This window comes from Candidatus Nitrososphaera sp. 86-2, assembly GCF_056726185.1.
Genome location: NZ_JBWZON010000001.1, coordinates 2,363,174 through 2,382,883 on the forward strand (window position 1 = coordinate 2,363,174; position 19,710 = coordinate 2,382,883).

General features: G+C 48.6%; 17 protein-coding genes. 8 read left to right on the forward strand and 9 right to left on the reverse strand.

The window, feature by feature from the left end; genetic code table 11:
* Window positions 1-785: 785 nt before the first annotated feature.
* Window positions 786-1,478 (reverse strand): PepSY domain-containing protein, encoded by a 693-nt coding sequence (locus ACYOR7_RS13890; protein ID WP_479914323.1) that lies wholly within the window; start codon window positions 1,476-1,478, stop codon window positions 786-788.
* 201 nt (window positions 1,479-1,679) lie between these two features.
* Between ACYOR7_RS13890 and ACYOR7_RS13895 the strand changes: the two genes are divergently transcribed.
* Entirely contained in the window at window positions 1,680-2,120 is a 441-nt protein-coding gene (locus ACYOR7_RS13895; protein ID WP_479914324.1) for a hypothetical protein, read from the forward strand.
* Window positions 2,121-2,305: 185 nt separating this feature from the next.
* Window positions 2,306-3,502 (forward strand): cytochrome P450, encoded by a 1,197-nt coding sequence (locus tag ACYOR7_RS13900; RefSeq protein ID WP_479914325.1) that lies wholly within the window; start codon window positions 2,306-2,308, stop codon window positions 3,500-3,502.
* A 689-nt stretch (window positions 3,503-4,191) separates the two neighbouring features.
* On the opposite strand, the gene ACYOR7_RS13905 is transcribed toward ACYOR7_RS13900, so the two are convergent.
* Window positions 4,192-4,731, reverse strand: a complete 540-nt coding sequence (locus ACYOR7_RS13905; RefSeq protein ID WP_479914326.1) for a 4Fe-4S dicluster domain-containing protein — start codon at window positions 4,729-4,731, stop codon at window positions 4,192-4,194.
* A gap of 841 nt (window positions 4,732-5,572) precedes the next feature.
* On the opposite strand from ACYOR7_RS13905, the gene ACYOR7_RS13910 reads away from it, so the two are divergent.
* Both ACYOR7_RS13910 and ACYOR7_RS13915 read left to right on the forward strand, forming a co-directional pair.
* Window positions 5,573-5,704, forward strand: a complete 132-nt coding sequence (locus ACYOR7_RS13910; RefSeq protein ID WP_479914327.1) for a hypothetical protein — start codon at window positions 5,573-5,575, stop codon at window positions 5,702-5,704.
* A 13-nt stretch (window positions 5,705-5,717) separates the two neighbouring features.
* Window positions 5,718-5,885, forward strand: coding sequence for a hypothetical protein (locus ACYOR7_RS13915; protein ID WP_479914328.1), 168 nt, complete (start codon window positions 5,718-5,720; stop codon window positions 5,883-5,885).
* On the opposite strand, the gene ACYOR7_RS13920 is transcribed toward ACYOR7_RS13915, so the two are convergent.
* On the reverse strand, window positions 5,882-6,400 hold the full coding sequence (locus tag ACYOR7_RS13920) for an SRPBCC family protein (RefSeq protein ID WP_479914329.1): 519 nt from the start codon (window positions 6,398-6,400) through the stop codon (window positions 5,882-5,884). The genes ACYOR7_RS13915 and ACYOR7_RS13920 overlap by 4 nt on opposite strands.
* A 238-nt stretch (window positions 6,401-6,638) precedes the next feature.
* Between ACYOR7_RS13920 and ACYOR7_RS13925 the strand changes: the two genes are divergently transcribed.
* On the forward strand, window positions 6,639-6,926 hold the full coding sequence (locus ACYOR7_RS13925; RefSeq protein ID WP_479914330.1) for a hypothetical protein: 288 nt from the start codon (window positions 6,639-6,641) through the stop codon (window positions 6,924-6,926).
* Between the two features lie 89 nt (window positions 6,927-7,015).
* On the opposite strand, the gene ACYOR7_RS13930 is transcribed toward ACYOR7_RS13925, so the two are convergent.
* Window positions 7,016-7,198: a hypothetical protein gene (locus ACYOR7_RS13930; RefSeq protein WP_479914331.1), complete on the reverse strand. Its 183-nt coding sequence runs from the start codon at window positions 7,196-7,198 to the stop codon at window positions 7,016-7,018.
* A gap of 420 nt (window positions 7,199-7,618) precedes the next feature.
* On the opposite strand from ACYOR7_RS13930, the gene ACYOR7_RS13935 reads away from it, so the two are divergent.
* The 3 genes from ACYOR7_RS13935 (at window position 7,619) to ACYOR7_RS13945 (ending at window position 12,453) form a co-directional block, all read left to right on the forward strand.
* Window positions 7,619-8,371: an Lrp/AsnC family transcriptional regulator gene (locus ACYOR7_RS13935; RefSeq protein WP_479914332.1), complete on the forward strand. Its 753-nt coding sequence runs from the start codon at window positions 7,619-7,621 to the stop codon at window positions 8,369-8,371.
* Window positions 8,372-8,690: 319 nt separating this feature from the next.
* Window positions 8,691-11,687 (forward strand): carboxypeptidase-like regulatory domain-containing protein, encoded by a 2,997-nt coding sequence (locus ACYOR7_RS13940; protein ID WP_479914333.1) that lies wholly within the window; start codon window positions 8,691-8,693, stop codon window positions 11,685-11,687.
* A 52-nt stretch (window positions 11,688-11,739) separates the two neighbouring features.
* Window positions 11,740-12,453 carry an A24 family peptidase gene (locus ACYOR7_RS13945; protein ID WP_479914334.1) on the forward strand — a complete coding sequence of 238 codons (714 nt, stop codon included), beginning with the start codon at window positions 11,740-11,742 and terminating at the stop codon, window positions 12,451-12,453.
* A 382-nt stretch (window positions 12,454-12,835) separates the two neighbouring features.
* On the opposite strand, the gene ACYOR7_RS13950 is transcribed toward ACYOR7_RS13945, so the two are convergent.
* From ACYOR7_RS13950 to ACYOR7_RS13970, 5 genes are all read right to left on the reverse strand, one after another.
* On the reverse strand, window positions 12,836-13,252 hold the full coding sequence (locus tag ACYOR7_RS13950) for a hypothetical protein (RefSeq protein ID WP_479914335.1): 417 nt from the start codon (window positions 13,250-13,252) through the stop codon (window positions 12,836-12,838).
* A gap of 15 nt (window positions 13,253-13,267) precedes the next feature.
* Window positions 13,268-15,055: a type II secretion system F family protein gene (locus ACYOR7_RS13955; RefSeq protein WP_479914336.1), complete on the reverse strand. Its 1,788-nt coding sequence runs from the start codon at window positions 15,053-15,055 to the stop codon at window positions 13,268-13,270.
* A 19-nt stretch (window positions 15,056-15,074) separates the two neighbouring features.
* Window positions 15,075-16,775 carry a type II/IV secretion system ATPase subunit gene (locus ACYOR7_RS13960; protein ID WP_479914337.1) on the reverse strand — a complete coding sequence of 567 codons (1,701 nt, stop codon included), beginning with the start codon at window positions 16,773-16,775 and terminating at the stop codon, window positions 15,075-15,077.
* A 26-nt stretch (window positions 16,776-16,801) separates the two neighbouring features.
* Window positions 16,802-18,373: a hypothetical protein gene (locus ACYOR7_RS13965; RefSeq protein WP_479914338.1), complete on the reverse strand. Its 1,572-nt coding sequence runs from the start codon at window positions 18,371-18,373 to the stop codon at window positions 16,802-16,804.
* Between the two features lie 571 nt (window positions 18,374-18,944).
* Window positions 18,945-19,406, reverse strand: a complete 462-nt coding sequence (locus tag ACYOR7_RS13970; RefSeq protein WP_479914339.1) for an archaellin/type IV pilin N-terminal domain-containing protein — start codon at window positions 19,404-19,406, stop codon at window positions 18,945-18,947.
* Window positions 19,407-19,710 lie beyond the last annotated feature (304 nt).

Here is a 19,710-nt window from a genome sequence, read left to right on the forward strand (position 1 = left end):
ATCCCTTCAATATTGGTTTCATCGGTTAAATACATGAAACCGTTAGATTTATGATACGCGTGTACATTGCAATAATTTTATTCTCTAAAGCAAATCTCTTTTTGCCAAGGTAGGTTTAACGCTCTAGTCACGCGTCTCCGCTCCGGCTTTCCTCTCTCCAAATAGCAAAAAGACGAACGGCTAATGGTTGTGTGCAAAATACACAAAGGAAGCCTAACAAGTTGTTGTCTGTCCTCAATCTAATGTCTGGTTTTGCTCATTCGGTGATTCATTTTTCCAGTGATAAACGGAAATGTTGACATTAGATACCCATTATTATTCTGCTATCCAAGATACGGTGATCGACCATGGACGCCTTATCAGGCAAATGACATGGCCGGTCCGTCTAATCCTCTGCCCGCGTCAGCCGAAGGATTGACGTGGGCGGAGTTTTACCTTCTGTTAATTGTCTCGCGTATATATTTTGTAGTCTTGAAGCGTTATACGCCATACCCGCAACTAAGCACAGCATAATATACCGCACTCAAATTCGAGGGTTGTCTCAGGTGCTGTGCACGTGAAAAAGAGCAAGCCAAGCTAACCATGATCGATTGTCTGTTGCCTGTTATGCTCCTCCTCTACCTTTACTCCCTCCTCCCCTCATTTTTTCGCTGCCTTTTCTTGAGCAGATAGTAATGTGTGAGAAAGATGCCAGAGACAATAGCCTACGGGCCTTGTGCGACATTTTGCTGCAATGTACCAAAAAATACGCCATTGTCGCACAAGGAACGTCCGTACCGGAACCGCTACGGCGTGCCTCCGCCCGTTTCTGTCTTTGCCTCCTCGGCACTCTGTCCGAAAATGCCTCTGATTCCTAGGTCGCCAATGGGCGTCCCTTCTGATACAGAGGTTATGCCTCCCGTGGCCGCATCGACGTCTATTTTGTAAAGCACCCCGTTGTCAAGGTCTGCCACCGTGATGCTGTATACCAGCGCGCCTCCTTGCGCAGGCTCAAAGTGGCCTGCAATTGATATGCTGTTTTGAATTCTCTTTTCTGCCAAGTCCATGGCATCGACCAGCGTCGCATTCAGGTCTTCAAAGCCTGCGGGAAGGCGAACGGCATTCACGGACGGTCCCACAGAAGTCGAGATTACCTTTCCGTTGCTTGGATCGACGAACACATTGTAGATGACATTGCTGTCGGTATTTGCCACTGTAATGTTGTATGCCAAGTAACCTTCAACCGCATCAATCTGGCCCGCAACCGCGGTGCTGTTTTGAACCTGGCTTTCTGCCGTCTCGACAGCGTCAAACAGCGTCGCATTCAGGTTGTTGTTAAGAAATTCCACAGCCCCCTGCCTTAGGCTTATGGCACCTGCCGCTGCCTGGGTACTCTCTGGGCCGGCCGGCACCTGCTGCGCAAAAGCAAGCGCCGGCGTCACAACCATGGCCAGCGATAGAGCTGCTAACACCATGAACTTTGTGCTTTCTGTCAGCATCGATATCATCTCGCTACAAAAACGCGATCATGATTCTTAAAACTTGAGTATAAATCATGATTATCAAGATTGCCTAAGATACTCATAGTGACGCCTTCATGGAAATAATGCTGAAAAATAATTCGTTTTTTATATGACGCCAATTTTCGGTTACGAGAATCAAATTTCAACTTATATTATTTTCAATCAAATTTTCTCTCCATGAATAATAATAAAAGAAAAACCACTAGGCTTGCTGCCACAAGTCTGGCGTTTGCCGCGCTCTTGATATTTTCCGCGGCGTCCGTGGGCAAATCGGTATCTGCACAGGGCAACGCGACTAGTACTGAAGGAGCGACAAGGACTCCGCTCCAATACATTGCCAACATCAAACAGCTCTTGGGCGAACTCCAAGGCGCTTATAACACTGGGAATTACACGCAGGCCGAAATGCTTGCAGAGCAGGCGTATCTGGACAACTTTGAGAATGTGGAGGCGCCACTCGCTGGAGCAGGCCACAAAGACCTCATGGAACAGATAGAGCACATGTTGAGAGAAGAATTGAGACAAAAGATCCGCGACAAGGTCCCTGCCGACGAACTGACGGCATTCATCTCTACCATAAACGCCAAGCTCGGCGAAGCAGAGAAGGCGCTCAGCTGAGACGTCGCATAATCCGCCATAAAAGGACGAGCGTACTGGTCTCGGCATGAATTGTGTTGGTGTTTTTTTTCCTACCAACAACGCTGTCTTTTCAAAAAAGAGAATGAAATTACCTTACTTGCGCGCCTAAGGCCGTTCTAGGAAAGACGCAACTCATAATAGTTTTTTTTGTGAATTTGATCTGGATGCAGAAAAGCACGAGCTCGCAGCTTGACGCAAAATTAAACCCGTTTCCCTTTTACTCTGACATGCGAAAGAACAGTCCTATCAAATACGATGAAAAGGCCGGCATATGGAACGCCTTCAGGTATGACGATATAAAGAAAATCCTTACCAACTTTGTAGACTTTTCCTCAGACTTTACAAAGGCGTCGGAGCCGGAAGCCAGCGGCCCCTTTCGACGCTCACTGCTGTCATACGATCCTCCGCAGCACAGATACCTGCGCGGCACGATTTCGTCGGCTTTCAGCACTACTACCATCGAGAGGCTGGAGCCACGGATAAGAGAAATCGCAAACGGCATGATAGACGAGGTGATAAGGAAAGGCTCGATGGACCTCGTGCGGGACTTTTCGTACCCATTGCCCGTGACCGTGATAGCAGAACTGCTCGGCATACCCGCCAAGGACAGGGATCTCTTCAAGAGGTGGGCCGACGAGCTTTTGAAATCCATAGACGAGGCAATTGAGACAAACGACCGGAGCAACGCCAAGTTCCAACGACTGCAGAAGGAAATGGATGATTACTTTCTGAAAGTCATTGCTGAAAAGAGGGAAAAGCCAGGGCATGACCTCGTGACGCAGCTGCTCAAGGCAGAGACTGACAAGATAAAACTCTCGCAAGAGGACATACTGAGTTTTTGCGCCCTGCTCTTGCAGGCAGGACACCTAACTACTGTGAACCTCATCAACAACTGCACGTGGTCGCTTCTGGAACACCCGGAGCAGCTGGCGCAGGTTACGGACAACCTGCCTTCCATGCTGGCGCCTGCAATTGAGGAGACCCTACGCTACCGCTCTCCGGTGCAGGCTTTGGTCCGGTTCACCACAAAAGACGTGCAGGTCGGGGACAAGACCGTGAAGGCCGGCCAGCGAATCGTCACGTGGATAGGCTCTGCAAACCACGACGAGGCTGTTTTTGCAAACCCGGAGGAATTTGACGTCACACGCAACCCAAACCCGCACATCGCGTTTGGGGCAGGGATTCACCTGTGCCTGGGCGCGCCACTAGCGCGTCTGGAAGGACACATTGCCATGGAAGCGCTGCTGCGCCGTCTGCAGGACATTGAGCTAGACACCAAGCCAAGAAATCTCGAACCCATAAACGGCAGCGTGTTCCTGTATGGCGTAAAGAGCCTGCCCCTGCTGTTCAAGGCTCGATGACACTAGGAAATTGGCTAGATCAAGTTAATTAGAGGTTGTATTGGTTTTTGCATCGAACATTCTTCTTGAAACATGCACTCTGCGCTTTCTGCGAGTTTGACTTTCTAATAGCCGACCTGAATAAACATGATGAGGAAACGTACGAGTGCCCGAACTGCCACAAGTTATGCAACATCAAAGACCTGTACCTTTTCGACCGTTAGCAACAGAAGAGTTTGACAAAGAAAAATGTGGTCAAGGGACCACTATTACTATTCCTTCCGAGCAACGTCCTCGTGCGCTCTCTTGAGATGGTATCTCAGTGCCCCCTCACTTCCACCCACGTCCTTGTTGCAGTAAACACATCTCCAAACTTCTTTGATTATTCCCATTTCGTCACTTTACTGAAAAACATCATTTTAAAAAATTTACAATCCTGCAAAAATTGCCTATGCCTGCTTTTGCCAAATCGCTTCGCAACTCTTTAAGCATACGCTGTCGCAGGTGTGCGGTTATCTAACATTACTTGAGGCAACATAGGATTCCTACGAAACAAAGGTTGGAAAAAAGAGAGAAGTCATCAGATCAATGCCCTCTTTATTGTGTCAGCGTGGTGTATCTTGTATACTCATTTACACACATTCAACTGGTTTCAAAAAAGAGCAGTGGGGGACAAAAAAAGACTCTCTGCTCTGTTTGTCGCTATTTCGTTAGTGTGCGTGTGGTGGAGCCTGAGAGCTGCTTGCCAGTTCCGCGTTAAAGGTGCCTGCAGCCTTTTCATGATATTCCAGGTTGCTCTGATCTACCTTTACCGCTTGCGGCGGGCACACTGAAACGCACGCCATGCACCAGATGCAGTCGTGTTCCCTTATCGGGTCCGACTTGTCTGTGAAATCCAGGCGCCCGTCCCTTGAATGGTCCTCGCCCTTGCCGGAGCTCGTAGCATTTTGCATTTCTATTGCAGGCACATCCTGCTCTGTCCTGTACCACTGGTACACCTGGACAGGGCAAGCCTCTATGCAGGCGCCGTCGGCTATGCACGAGTCCCAGTCGATGGCGACCATGGTGCCGTGGACGCCCAGCGGGACGATCTGCTCGCCCCTTGCCTCGTACGCTTTTTTGACGTCTTCATTTTCCGCCGCTTCTGCCGTCCTTCCCGGACCCCACACAAAATGAAAGTGCTCTCCGTCCGAATGCATATGCTTCCCTATTACCTGTTGGTTTTTCGGAAACTCTGGGTCTATTGGCATCTTGTACTCTTGATCAACAATTCTTTTAACTCTTTGGTGATTATCTAGAATTTACTACAATAATTATCTAAAATTACATGATAGTTTTCATCAAGACAAAGTGAACGTAAAACATGCACATATTAACATCAAAAGCGCGCGGAGCAGCCTGCAGCGGCATTTATGGCCGGCGCGACCGAATTTTGAGGAACAAAGTTCCCCAGTGGTTATAACGCCCGCAGCCTGTTTTTTGATCAAATGCAAAAGCCCTTTGAGACAAGGCCCTTCGTGCCAGTAAAGTACAAGCCGCCCCAATACTGCGGAACCTGCTCAAAAGAAGCTACAACAGAAGCGCTATTCAGGCTGGAAAACTGCATAGTAATCCAGAGATACTGCGACAGTTGCGCGTCCACCGCCGAATACGATATTGACTCAAGTGCTAGACGGCCATCCGCACAGCGGGCATCCTGATTTACTAATCAAAATCTTGCACTAGCTAATACATGCATCCCCGTAAAAAACGTGGGACCCGATAAAGTCCCATAAGCGCATTATTCTAACTGTATTTGCAGGTTATCCCTCTACATTGCAGTACCCGCAACCGCACCTGCGTTCCCCAAATGATTCGCACCTGCTTTCTTCCAAGGTATATGCTATTATTTCTTGTTCCATGGGTTTGATCTACATGATGCAGTTTAATCGCTTGCTAACACGAGGTTTTGAAACTTCGCACGCACGTTTGATTTGTCAGCGGCCATCCGGCTGAAGTCGAACCGCTTATGATTACTTTGACCACGTTTAGAATGGTAATAACCAAGAGCTAGCATCCTTAATCCCTTATCCCTGCGTTTATCAGGATGTAATGAATCTGCTCGAATCTATTCCATGGATAGCCCTCGGCTTTGTGCCAACGTTTGCGGCAATGGAAGCTGCGTGGAGGGTAGCGAAGTGGAGACAGGCAAAGCTGTTTGGCGCGGCGCATGTGAGGCTATAAGGAAGAAAAGAAAATGGAAACTATAAGCCTTGTGTCTGTCGTACTGGGATCTGTAGTCCTAATCGCGCTGGCGGCATCAATAGCCGTTGACGGGATAAGAAGTAAATCGGCAGGCAAAGCTATTTCCGCCGTAGACAGCAGGTGGAAAAAGCTAAAAGTAGAAATCCCTTCTTCCGCCTAACTACTGCCGCCACCACTGCCGCTGATACTACCACTACTACTGCCGCCGGGCAGTGGGCCTTCCTTCCAACTCTCTTCTGCCCTCTGCTTCAGGGCCGCATTCATGCTTTCAATCTGCTTGGTAAGCAGCGGATGCAAGTTCCTTGCTACGAGCGAGACAATGTCTCCTCCGAACCGCGCGGTCTGAAGGAACGTCACCCTGTTGTGCGCAAGGGGCTGTATCGCAAGCCGGTGCTCTACGCCAAAGAGGTTTCCTCCATTTTTTCCGCCCCACGCTATTTCGCGCTCTGTCTCTGCGTCTACCACCACGAACTCGCCATGCACGACCTTCTCGTTGGCAAGCTTCATCTCCATTTCAAGCTTGGAATTTATCTTTAGTTCGCCGCTTATCTTTAGTATGAACGGGTTCCATTCGGGATACTTTGGAAAATCCGCAATTATGTTCCACACCATAAACGCCGGGGTGTTGATTACTGTCGTCGTGTGGATTTCTTCCACAAAGCCAGATTGCCGCAAACGCTATTAAATTAGACTGAACAATGTGCATGATTTTTCAAGAAGTTCCATCTGACCTTTGAATTCTGTGGAAATGTACAATCGGCTTGTTAAGTAAAGTAATACCTACGGGTCAGCATTATCTCACCTAACGCTTAACATAGGAAATATCTCAAGAGTGCGGCTGTGGCCGCTGGGAAAAGTACAGACTCATGCAGCGCGGGCGCGGCCAGAAAGAGCAAGCGAGTGGGACAATAGCTTGACAGTAATTCGCCGCACCAACAATGACGTAGACGAAGGAGTGATTGCTTTCAGCGTATGGCTGCAGCGCTCACGAGCTAATGGCTCTTCTGCAACGCCTATATGCCTAGAGGAATTCGTACCGCACCGCCTCGTACTCTTGCGCGACCATGTAATACAAAAGGACGTTTCAGTCGAGATCTCTAACGGTATCCCGCAGTGCAAGGAGTGCAACTCTAACGACTGTGCGCACGTGGGTTTTGCCATCTGCGCAGAACAAATGCACGGGCGCTTGGTCTTGGAATGATGTCTTGACGACAATAAAACCTTCTTTACTCATTCCTGTTGGCTCGTTGTGCTCGTTTTCGAGAATCTGTAGACGTTGTCTTTTTTTTCTTAATCTTCATTCCTGCGTCCCGCAATACCGAATGCGTAGTCAAGTTCTTCCATCGTATTCTCTCTGTCGAGAAATGGCTCAAGTAGGTCATGGTCTTCAAGGCCAAAATACTCTGTTAGCGCGTCGATCTGGTCTCTGGTAAAGAACGGATGCGCATATCTTTGCAGGAGCTCGTTTTTCATAAAGCTTGAGCGACGTGCGAGCTACATTACCAACAGGTTCAAAAGAGGCAAATAATGAGGACACTCATATCATTTAATCCCGATGGACTTTCACTTTCTCTATCTTGAGGGAGGGAAAGAGGAGGCTATTTTACATGTCAGGGCCCTCTGCCAATACTTACGTATACCAGTCTGCTTGGATCTGATGATTTGAGTTATCTTACGCTAAATTGTCCACAAGCTTATCTTATTCGCCTGTTTCGGCGATAATCTGACATGTTGACTATTATTGGAATTGATGTGAAAATTAGTTATACAGATTATATACTAGTGAATAATTTAGCTATTTGCTATAAGGTGTGGTGACCAATATGTTCATTCCCTGCCTTGTCCTTGAGCACTCAGGCTATATTATTATCGTATAGTATTGTCGACTAGAAAGTGATACCGGTGGCAACATCGCTAACATCCGAACAATTCAATGGTCTCCCGCTCGCAGACAAAAATGACTGCATAGAGGCGTTCAAGTCTAAAGGACTGGGCAAGGGGTGCCAGTCCCGGCATGAAATCTTGGAGGAACTGGCAGGTTTGGGAGTTAACACAGAAGAGCTGGCCTCATTGTCAATAGATGGTCTGGCCAACCTCTTGAACGGTTTACGCGTTTTGGTTAACAGTACTCGTGATCAGCCAAGAAAGCCCGGCAGGCCAAAAAGAGATGAGAACGCCATGCCGGTTTTGACAAGTGCCGACAAGACTATACTGCACCACCTATTTTCATCACAGGGGCATACATCTTCCCTTAAACTATCCAGAGAATTGAACATCCCTCTGAGTACTATTCAAAGAAGAAGGAAGAGGCTGCAAGACGGCTTGATCGAGACTCGCTATTCCCTCAAGATAGAGAAGCTTGGATGGAGAAATGCAACGCTGCTGATTTCGACGGCAAGTGGGAAAATAGAAACAATAGGGCAGGGAATTCTGGACATGAGCGACCTTGTATCTTCGGTTAGCCGGGCTATGGGAGGCAGCGACTTTGATCTCAGGGTCGAAGTGATATTCAAGACAAATACAGATCTGATGATGCTAATAGACAGGATAAAGTCAACAGAAGGGGTAAGCGGCCTCATCTGGAGCGAATCGTTGAAGCTGATTGGCAAGAGAGAAACCAACAACAAGATTATCGACTCCACCTAAAATGCAAAAGGCCGAAGCTTTTGCAAATATGCCTAGAGAGGAGTCAAGTCAGCAATAGGGACGTGAGTGTGAATAAATATCTCTCTCTGTCTCTCCCCTCCTTCTCCTCATTGTCATCATACGCAAACTAGTCCTGGTTGCGATCATCCTCTGTTTTTTTGAATGCCTGATAATATTTTTAGACATATAGTTAGCTGTTTAGGTTCTATATGTTGAGCCTAGGATAATTCGCTAGTATTTCATTAGGTAATTGCTCGAAAAATCCTTTCATAATGAGCCGGCAATTTTCATTGAGCAACGATCGACAATCCTGTTGGAAATGAATCCCGCTGGAGACAGTCGCTTCAAAAGTATCACTACCACCGCCGGAAAAGATGCGCACAAAACCAAGGTCAAGGCCGCAGGCCTAGTATTACTAGGGATACTGGCAGCTTCGTTGCTCTCCATTTCAACCAATTTTGCACAGGCTGCTACTACTACAACAACAGCCATTGATAACCGCGATACCTTTCAACTTGTCGTTATCCCTATCGCGCCAAAACTGCCTGCAGATGGCAATAACTACTTGGTAACGGTTCAGCTGCAGACAGCCAAGGACAGCAAGCCGCGGGAGGCGCCATATGACATCGATGTCACCCTGCTGACCTCTGACAATACGGTCGCTTCATTGCAGGACAAGGTGACAATAAAAAGCGGAGAGTCGATGTCGACAGCGACACTTACGTCCACTAGCAAAGCAGGCAAGGTAGAGATAACAGCCGTTTCCCAGGGAGTCGCGTCCGGCTCTGCATCTGTAGAAACAATAAACCTCGGCTCGCTAGAGCCGACCAAGCTGGCGGTCTACTCTGGCGCCAGCTCTTTCCTTTCAAACCCATCGCTTTCGGGCAAGATGTACGTCCAGCTGTTGAACTCGGGTGACATTCCTGCCATTACAAACAGCCCGCTAACTGTGTACCTGTCTTCCGGAGATCCCAAGGTCGGAACTGTTCCAAAGTACGTAGTCATCCCTGCAGGCGCCAGTGGCGTTGGTTTCAACTTTAGCCCAACAACCCTATCTGGCAAAGCAGACGTGATTGCGTCTGCCAACGGGTTGTCGCCGGCAAAAGTGGGCGTAGAGACAGAGGGCTCTGCCGCAACAAAACTGGTAATAGAATTGGCGCCGCCCACCATGCCCGCTCCAGTAGGATACTACTCGGACTTTATCGTACAGCTCCGCGATGACAGCAATTTCCCGGTGCTTGCGAAACAACAATTGTCTATCGCGCTGTTTTCATCAGATACAAGCGTAGCTACTGTTCCCAATTATGTTGTAACGATTGAGGCAGGCAATTCCTACGCGACCGGCAAGGTCTACTCAAACGGCAAGATAGGCAGCGCAGTCATATCTGCCTCGGCCCCTGGCCTCACTTCTGGAGCTGCGACAGTTGTCACAACAGAGCACAATGAAGCAAGCGACAGCAGCCCCAAGGTGATAAACGTCTATGCTCTTCCGACAACGATTGTTCCCAACAACAACGAAAAGACAGCAATAGTCGTCCAGGTAACTGACAGCGCAGGCAACATCTATTCACACAAGAGCTACCTTTACGTTCCAATAACGCTGTCAAACTCAAACCCCGGTGTCGGCTCGTTCAGTGATGGCGGCAACATGGTTGGGGAGTTGCATTACGCAAAGACGATGTTCAAGTCGTCCTTCTACAGCGGGGAAAGCACGATTACCGCGCTCTCGAGCGGCTATTCCTCTGGAATGGCGCTTGTTAGCACCACAGGCTCTTCTCCCTTCTCCCTTGCAGCCATGCAAATGCCCTCCGTTGTACTGGCCAACGGCCAGTCTACGGGATCTCTTGTAGTTAGCCTCCTTGACGAAAATGGGAAGCCGACAGCGGCACAACAAGACGTGATGGTGAGCCTCTCGTCTTCCAATCCCGAAATAGCTTCAGTCGAACCCACACAGTTTATCCCTGCAGGAAAAAGCTATGGTCAGGTAGAACTGCATACAACGACCAAGGCAGGCAAGACCGTGATCACGGCGCAGGCTTCTGGACTTGCGTCAAGTTCTATTGACTTCAAGACGGTTGGCCTCACCGGCGACTCGTCCCAATACAGCCTTGGCCTTGCTACAGTTCCAAAACTACCTGCAGATGGCAAAACGTACAATGCAGTGTTTGTACAGCTGCAGAATTCAAACGGCAATCCCGTCCCTGCAGCATCAGACATCCATGTAGTCCTCTCTTCCTCGACCAACACGGTAACTACTGCGAAAGAAGTGACAATCAAGAAGGGATCAAGCTATGCCGTCGGCGAACTGACTACGAGCATGTCTCCTGCCAAGTCCAAGGTTATTGCATCAAGTACGGGCTTTGAAACGGTATCGGCAGACTTGGAGACCACTGTACAGCCCCTTACAATCGCGCCGTCTTCCGCGCTTCCGTCAAAGGGCAACTTTGAGAGTGTACCTGTGGCAGTAGATGTGCTCTCTGGCAAATTCCCCATTGCAAATGCAACAGTCCTAGTCGGTGGACTTGCAGCCAACACCACAACCAGCACCACTGATGCGAACGGACACGCCGAATCCACATATGTCCCAACCTCGCCTGGAAAGAATTCGATAACGTTCACCGTGACAAAGCCGGGATATCAGCAAGTAACCTTTACTTCAACAATCCAGCTCGATCAGACTGTTACCATCAACGTCGACGCAAAGACACAAGCCGGGCAGCCAGTGCGGCTACAGGCAAAGGTATCAGGGCCAAGCGGGACCAAAACCCTTGATGTCAAGCCCAACTCCGCGTCAAGTCTGGCCGATGTGAAATGGGGCACGTACAAGATCACAGTCCCGGCAGAGATCAATGCAGCTGACGCCAAGTACAAGTTTGCAGGGTGGTCGGACGGCGCTGTCGCAGGAAACACGCGAACAGCCGACGTGATAGGGGATAGTACATTCACCGCAGTGTACTCTGCCCAGTACCTTCTGGCAGTTACTAGCGAAAAGGGAACGGTAAGCGGCGGAGGTTACTACGATGAGGGCAAGACAGCCACTGTCTCAATAAGCTCAGTTACGGCAGGCAACTTCCTCGTAGGCTCGTCATTCAACGGCTGGACCGGCGACATCCAATCTGCGTCGCAAAGTGCAAACATTGTAATGGATGGTCCAAAGGCCATCAAAGCACAATGGGCAGATAGCTATGTCGTAATATTTGCCCTGGTCGGCGCGGCAGGCGCAGGAGGATTTGTGGCATACCTTAAAGTGATAAAGCCAAAGATGGAAGCGAAAGCGAAAGCCAGGGCGCCGGACTTGGACTGGTACAAGTCCTGATCGGAGAGTGTACGCGGTGTATCTTGAACTGAGGATCGCTACATGTGCTTGCATGCTGGCGATAGCCTCAATTCTTGACATCCGAAGTAGAGAGATACCTGACAAGGTCTGGTTGATCTTTGGAGGAGTGGGAGCAATTCTTACCACTCTAGAGTTCCTCGACACCCCTGCAAGCAGCAGGACCGCTTTTTCTATCCACTATGTCATAGGAATGTCACTGATATCTTCCATAGGGTATGCCACGTACAAGGCGGGCCTGTTTGGGGGTGCAGATCCCAAAGCTCTAGTCGCAATAGCCATCATACTTCCGACGTACAGTGCAGGAGGCTTTGCCTTCCATGACTTTGCTGCCATCAGCACCTTCTCTAATGCACTTGTTGCCTCGACAACTGCCATGCTCTACAATGTCGTCAGAAATTCCCTTTCTGTTGCCAAGGGAATTCCGATTTTTGAAGGAATGAGCGAAGAAGGCAGAATGAAAAGGGCACTGGCATTTGCAGTTGGTTTTCCTTCAAGTTCTCCTGGAAGGTACGTCTTTGCAATGGAGGCGGTTGATGATTCAGGAAAGAGGAAATTTCGGTTCAACCCTGCAAGCTATGATGACTTTGCGCCGTCGCAACAACAAAGACAGCGGCAGGAAGAAAACAAAAGAAAAACTTGGGTCACGCCCGCCCTTCCGTTCATCGTGTACATTAGCGTTGGATTTGCCATCAACTTGGTGGTGGGCGACCTCTTTGCCTTGTTTTTCAAGCTAGTACTGCCTTGATGCTATAAAGAAGTATTGAAGGCAAGCCACTCTCTGTCCTCTCCAAGCGTGCCGTCGATACATTATATGTTGTGTTATTATCCTATCAGAAATTATGCCTGTCACGCGGGATCATCATATATGTGTGCAGAAGATGCAAAGTATACAAAGTTACAGTGCTGAAACTTTTTTTGCATGTCTCTGACTTAGCAAGGGAAGCCATATCCTGACAATAGATCGTACTGCCCAGCCGCCAATCCCAAGAAACGCAAGTAACACCAAGATTCGTCCCAGCTCGCCTAGCGGGCTAGTGATAAAAGATGCCATCCATCCGCTCTATTTCTCTGCCGGTACATAACCCTGCTAGAGTCCCGCCCTTTAATTCTCTTCAGAATTCTGCTTCTTAATGCTCTTCGTTATACATGAAAGCAATTGGAAGCTCATCTTCGAGAATTGCCGTTATCTTGGCATGGTTCTTCAAGATTGGTAGCAAGTGCTTCTCTATCCTCTCAAACACCTCTAGCCTATCTTGAACCGATTTTATGGCTTCATCTAGTATGGAAAGCTCGTAATTGGGAGTGGGATTGACAAGAATCTTGAATCCTTCTACCTCCTGCTGCTTTGTATTTCCCAGCAACTCTGATCCTCCCCACTTTGGTTTTTTCTTTCCGTCGCCTTTTGGTGAACTATCAAATCGTCTGCTTGCCTCGTTCAACCTCTGCGTGTGGGAAAGAATCCTCTTCTTCGCCTCGACTATTTCCTGGATTACGTAACCCGCAAAGTCCTCCGCTGTAGAGAAAAATAAGAGGTTGATGGCCAATCATGATCACCTTTCTCACTTTGCCATGAACGTCGTGATCATAAAGACCGTCAGCAGGCATATTGCGGCAAGTGCGGCAGCATGCTTGTACCCTGCTCCGAGACTGCCTTCGGCCATCTTGCCACCCACTAGCCCCATGAGCCAGCCCTGGAATATCGCGGCATTTATCATGACATCCATGAGCATACCGGTATCGGTATTGACCTGCACTATGCTTGTTCCCTTTGGCGCTATCGCCGCCAGCTGGGATGTCATCATGGTGATAATGAGAACTGTAGATGCAATGGTGAGGACGGCTCCGATGTACGGCAAAAAGATGTAGGGCTTGAACATGCTCTTTCTCTCCTTTTCCAGATCCCTACTTCTTTGGGTAAAGTCCGCTAGAGCATTGAATAATCCTGTAGTTCCGCCGCCGACCTCGACTACCTCAAGAAGTATAAAGCCGATAGAGACAACGAACCAGCTGTTGAGGTCTCTGCCAAAGTCCTTGAGGACTTTGTTGAGAGGCACACCCCACGAAACCTGGGAGGCCATCCTCTGGACGTGCTTGGTAAGCTCGCCATAGTTCCTGTTCGCAAGCTGCTCAATGCATTTTTCAGGAGCCAAGCCTGTCTTTCTTATCTCTGCAAGGTCCAAGACAAAGCTTGGAAGCATTTTTTCCGCAGCCTGCTTCTTTCTTGCCTGCTTCATCTGGATTATGGCCGCTGGGGTGGCAGAGATTATCAGCCCTATTGCGAGCTTGACGTACATGGGCTGGTTTATCGGAACCAGAAACAGCATCACCGGGATAGCGGACAGCCCTGCCAGAAACACAAAGTGCTCTTTCATGTTCTTTATCGGCTCCTTGACCTGGATGGAATGGAGAATGTATAGGAACGCACCTGTCAGGATGGGCATGATACCGCCAGCGTACAGGTACATCATGTCGTAATTGAACTGTGTCTTTGAAACCATTGCTTGGACTATTTGCAGAATAAAGAGCGCCGTTCCCATGACAACCGTTGCGGCAAGATATGCCTCGGCCATGGTGCCCACAAATTCTGTTGATGCCTTCAGCTTTATGGAGCGGTGATTGAATATCTCTTTTTGCTTCATCTCCATAAAGCTCTTGATGTCTCCGCCGGTCCTCAGCACTGCGATATAGCCTGACAGAAAGTCAGAAAAGATCTTGTTTGGAGTATACCTTGCGGCCTTTTCAATGGCGGAAATGGGGTCCATCGCCAGGATGTCGACGTTCTTTACTATCCTTCGGGCCTCTTTGGCAGCTGCCGGATACAGCTTGCTTGTGCTCAGCCTCCTGAAAAGTTCTATTGGGGACACGCCGCCTGTTATCAACACCGAGAGGTATCCTATCACGAACGCAAGCTCTCCATCAATCGCGTTTGCCCTACCTCCCTTACTCATCGAGGGCAAAGATAGTCCAATCGTCAAGGTTCCAAATGGGACCATGACCATCGGTATGTAGAGAAAGTTTTGCGTGGCTGTAAACATCAATATTCCAACTACGGAGGCGGCTCCCGTCAGTGTCGTAAGAAACAAGATTATTGAAAGGAACGCCTGAGGAGCAAGGAAGTAGTCAGACTTGAGTAGATCATCTCCAAGCGTCGGCATACTCTTCTCGACTTTCGAGGCCATGTCGCCAAAGTATCTGATTGCTATTGCGGTAAACTTGTCCTGGAAGTTTAGGTCTGCTCCCTTGTTCTTTTTTCGTTTGGCTACTGCTGCCGGGGCTCTTCTCTTCTCAGTTCTTTTCTTGCTGCTGCCAAACCAGTTCTTTTCCTTGGCGGACCCTGTTATTGCCATGACACCAATCATCTCCTTCTTAGGAGGGGGCCTGTCCCAGCTCGCCGGATACTTCAGCATAGAATTCGGTGGGCCTTTCCTGGTACCTCTCAAATATCCTGCCGAGCTCCCTAAAGTTCCTGATGTCCTTGTGCTGCAGCCATCGCAGGACCATTTCACGTCTCTTGATGTCTTCGATGAGCTCCTCCATGGACCTTCCAGTATCTCTGCTGATGGCCTTCAGCTTTTCGCTGCCCGTGAATGAACTCTTGGTGAGCACGTGCCTGTCTGTTACAGGATCCCACTCGAAGATCCTGTTGTATTTGTTATAGTCCATTATCTCTGTCACCGAAAGTACTCTTCTGGTTCTAGTAGTCTTTTTGGTTACAGGATCCGTCACAGCCGTGTTTCTGACCACGAACATCAAGTCGAGGAATTTGATGTGGATTGGCGCTACATCCATCGGCTTTGAAGTGAGCCTCTGGACAGCAGATTCCACTTCGTCGGCATGAAGGGTGCACATGCCTCCGTGTCCTGTACTAATGGCCTGGAAGAGTACGTACGCCTCTTCTCCTCTGACCTCACCTACGATAAGTATGTCCGGCCTCATCCTCATGGATGCCTTGACGAGGTCAAAGAGCGCGACTTCGCCCATCTTTTCCGAGCCTACGCCGTAGCCCAGTCTTGAGACGAGAGGGACCCAGTTCTGGTGATGGATGTTGATTTCCTGAGTTTCTTCGATGGTGACGACCTTGGCGCTTGGACGCGTCAGAGAAACCAGTGAGTTCAGGAGCGTGGTCTTACCAGATGCCGTGGATCCGACGATTATAGACGAGACGTTATGCTCCATCAACAGCCAACTGTACGCGGCTATCTCGTGGTTCAACGTCTTGAAGTTGAGAAGGTCGATTATCGTGAATGGGTCTTCTCTGAACTTTCTAATGGTTACGGTGCTCCCGTACCTAGAGACTTCTTTTCTAAAGGTGGCCACCAGTCTGTGCCTTCCAGGCAACGTGGCATCGACAATTGGGTATGCAGTGGAGATGTGCTTTCCGGACATGTGTACAAGCCTGATGATGGTGTCGTCAAGCTCCTTCTCTTTCTTGAACATCAGGTTGGTCTTTAGGCTCTCGTATTTCTTGTGCCAAACGTAGAGGGGCTTGTCGGTGCCGTCTATGGAAACGTCCTCCACGTTGGGGTCGTTCATGATTACTTCAAGGGGCCCAAAGCCCACCATGTCACGTGTGATGTAGTAGTAGATCTTGTTCCAAGTCACGTTCGGTGTAATTCCGAGGCTCATCGCGTATTTTGTGATTATTTTCTTGGCCTGTTCGTCAAAGTACTTTCTCGGGTCAACGCCCTCATACGGGGTTTTGAGCTCATACTGGATGACATCTACCAGCTTGCCGTAGATGGCCTTCTCCTCTCCCGTAAGGGATGGCTCCTCGATAAGGTAGACGGGCGAGCCTATTTCGTCTCTGGCTATGGTTATGTATTCCACGGGCTCTTTAACCGTGTACCTTTCCATCACGGACAGCGAAGCATCCTGCACGGCCTTCGAGTCTGCCATGATGGGCGAAGCAAGGACCGCGCTCATCTTTTTCAAAGCTTCCGTACCGGATTTCTTCCCGAACAAGGAAAACTTTATTCCCTGCCCGTTTTTGCTCAAGTTCTTTTTCTCCTCTTTTACTGCAGGCGATACGTGCCCTTCTTTTTGATCGACGTTTTTATTCACGATCATTGTAATCTGGCCTCATCTTTCTCCTATCATGTAACCTGGAATGTCATGTAGTAGGCATTCCTCGAGCTGTTCGAATCGTAGGTGTCTGTTACAATTATGGTATAGTAACCCTGGCTAATCTTTGTACCATCGGGGTTGGTGAAAGGAATTGAGATCTGTATGTTACGGGTAGGATTTCCGGTATTGACGTTTACATTCTGTGCCAATATTTTCTGAGTTCCATCGGGATAGACCCAAGTAACAGATATAGGATCAGTGGGATTTGGATTGGCCGTATTGACGTGGACATAGGCTGTCCTAGTGCTTGCTGTATTGAACAGATTATTGGCAGTTTCATAGTACTTGTAAGTAGAAGGATTGTTCGCAGAAGAGCTGAAGGATGGACAGCTGGTGTTAGAATTGCTGGTCAATATGCACGCCTGCAAATCCGGTACATTTCCTGAAGCTGCTGTTCCTACGGAAACAGCTTGGTACGGAATAGTTTGAGCATATTCTGCATTCGATTGAGAGAAGATGCCTCTGGCCACCATGAAGAGGCCGTTTATGTTATTGAACTTGCTATCAGGCTTCCATGAAGGTGTTGTGTTATGTGGAGATGTCGAACAGAACCACATTTCCGTCCATCCCATACTTCTTGAAGCATTTAGCGGAGTAGTTGGCAGGATAGTCTTGTGAGAAGTACTTTCATCGTATGCATACAAGGTTAGGCTTTGCTGAGTCTTGTCGGCATAGCAAATGTAATTGGGATCCGGCTGACCTGAAGTGGTTTTGCCTACATTTACTATAAGAGCGGTATTTCTATTCAACAGGATGTCTTGACCTGATGGGTCCAAGTTTCTCGCTTTCTCGACAATTACGGTATTTAGATTGGAAGGCAGGTCAAATGCAGGATATCCTGTTGCACTGCCATACGTACTTGTCGTCTTTACTTTCCAGCCAGTCTGGTCAACCCCATTTCTTGAGGCAAGCTGTGGAAATAGAGCTCCAAAGGCCTTGAAATCAAGTTGCAAGGAACCTGTTCCTTGTATGATTCCTTCATTAACAGCTCCTACTACTCCTGGATTGTTGCCCAGGTTACCAAGGTTGACTGGCGTAACTGGAACTGCACAGCCAGTTCCATTAAAGTTACAGCTCGAGCTGATGATATTTCCTCTCTCGCTGATGACATCTACACGATAGGTCTTGCCCGAAGCTACAGGGCCGATGGATTGCACTGTGGAGCTCCCGGTGTTGACCGTCATCGCTATTGCAGTGGCGTTTATGGGCACAGTTGGCGCGCACCCTGCTCCCTCTATGCAATACAGGATCATCTGGGAAGCCCTTAACGGAATTGGACCCTGGTTACCTATGTTGACATTCAGATTATTGCCGGAAACCGACGCGACGCTAACATTGTATTGTTCTGTGGCTTTTTTTGCGTCTTCGTCATGAGCGGCTATCTCATAGCCTGCCCTGGCTTTGTCGTTGTTGGCAATAGTGATAAAGTAGACTAGGACTGATGTCAGCAGGACTCCTACCAAGATTACTCCTGAGATTATCCCTGCGACTCCACGCCTGCTTCTCACGCTTGTTTTTGATTTTGTGTGGTTGTTTCTCATTTTTTACTCACTTTTCCTGAAAGTATGTCTGGTGTGCCCCGGTGCTACTCGTGATCTGGATTTCGTAGGTGCTGCCAGCTGATAGTGGAGTGCTGCCTGAATTGAAGGAGAGTTGCTCAAGATGCTTCGAAAGAATGGGATTTGTTCCTGTCAATTGTGCCTTGTCGACTGTGACTGGCGCGAAGCTAGGAGCGCAGTCTTTACAAGTGAGCACAATGTTGGCTATTTCCGTCTTGGATATTCCACTATTGTAGATCCATACGGTGACCTGATTGGTCGAGGGATAGTCAAATGCAGCATTTACAGGTACAAATCTGTCATTCGTATAATTTCCAATACTTGATACAACCTGCGCGTAATTCTGAGTAGCTGACCCTACTCCCGAGTTAGCAAAAGTCCACAATCCTAGGCCCAAAGTAATGGTTATGGCAAGGATTATGGTCGTTGAAATGACTGGGCTGATTCCAGACCGACTCTTCTTCCTCTTTGGGGAAAGTTTAACGGAATTATTATTAAAGATCATACTTATTTTTTGATCAAAGAAAAAAGGGGGGAGCGTCAACTGCCTCACCTAAGCAGTGACAACTACACTCTGTGTCAGCACAAGGCCGCTCTTGAAAGTCATCTTGACAGTAAGTGTCTGTCCCGCCTCGAAGGTGGTGCTTCCATTAAGACCCGATGCAGTGTATGTTTCAGAGGTTCCTGGCTCGATTACTGACGTTGGGCCCGATGCCACAATACCCGCTCCTTGAACCACTGGGTTAGGAACTGCCTGTATCGATAGCATTTCGTCATTGGTGTTGCCGCTATTGTGCAGTGTCACAACTCCATCGCCGGTAGCTGCAACAACACTTATTGATTCGACTGTCACGGACCCACCCGCACTAGAGTAAGTGCCAAAAAGACTGGATGAGAAGCCTGCCAGCGCTGCGGCTATCACGACTGCCACTGCAACAAGTATGACTGTTGCAATAACAGGCGAGATACCCTTTTTCGCCTTGTTGTTTCTTGCGTTAAATGTCTTGTTAGACATACCACCAATACTAGAACATAATTCTATAAGCTCCAGCTCCTTTTGCCGTGTATTTAGTTAGGCGACTACTCACCTAATCACTACAAAATCGAACAATCTTCTATGCCTTAACACCTACTTTAAATACTAGTGCAAATCTCCCGCGCAATTTCAACATGGGCCCCTGTCGAGGAGGCAGGACCGGGGAGCTGCTCTTTCTCACATTTTGCACTTTGCTAACGGCAAAAAAGATCTGCAAGATACAGTGCTTCTATACACAACTATTGGATCACACAAGCCCGACAGCCAAAATTTCTAGCGTACA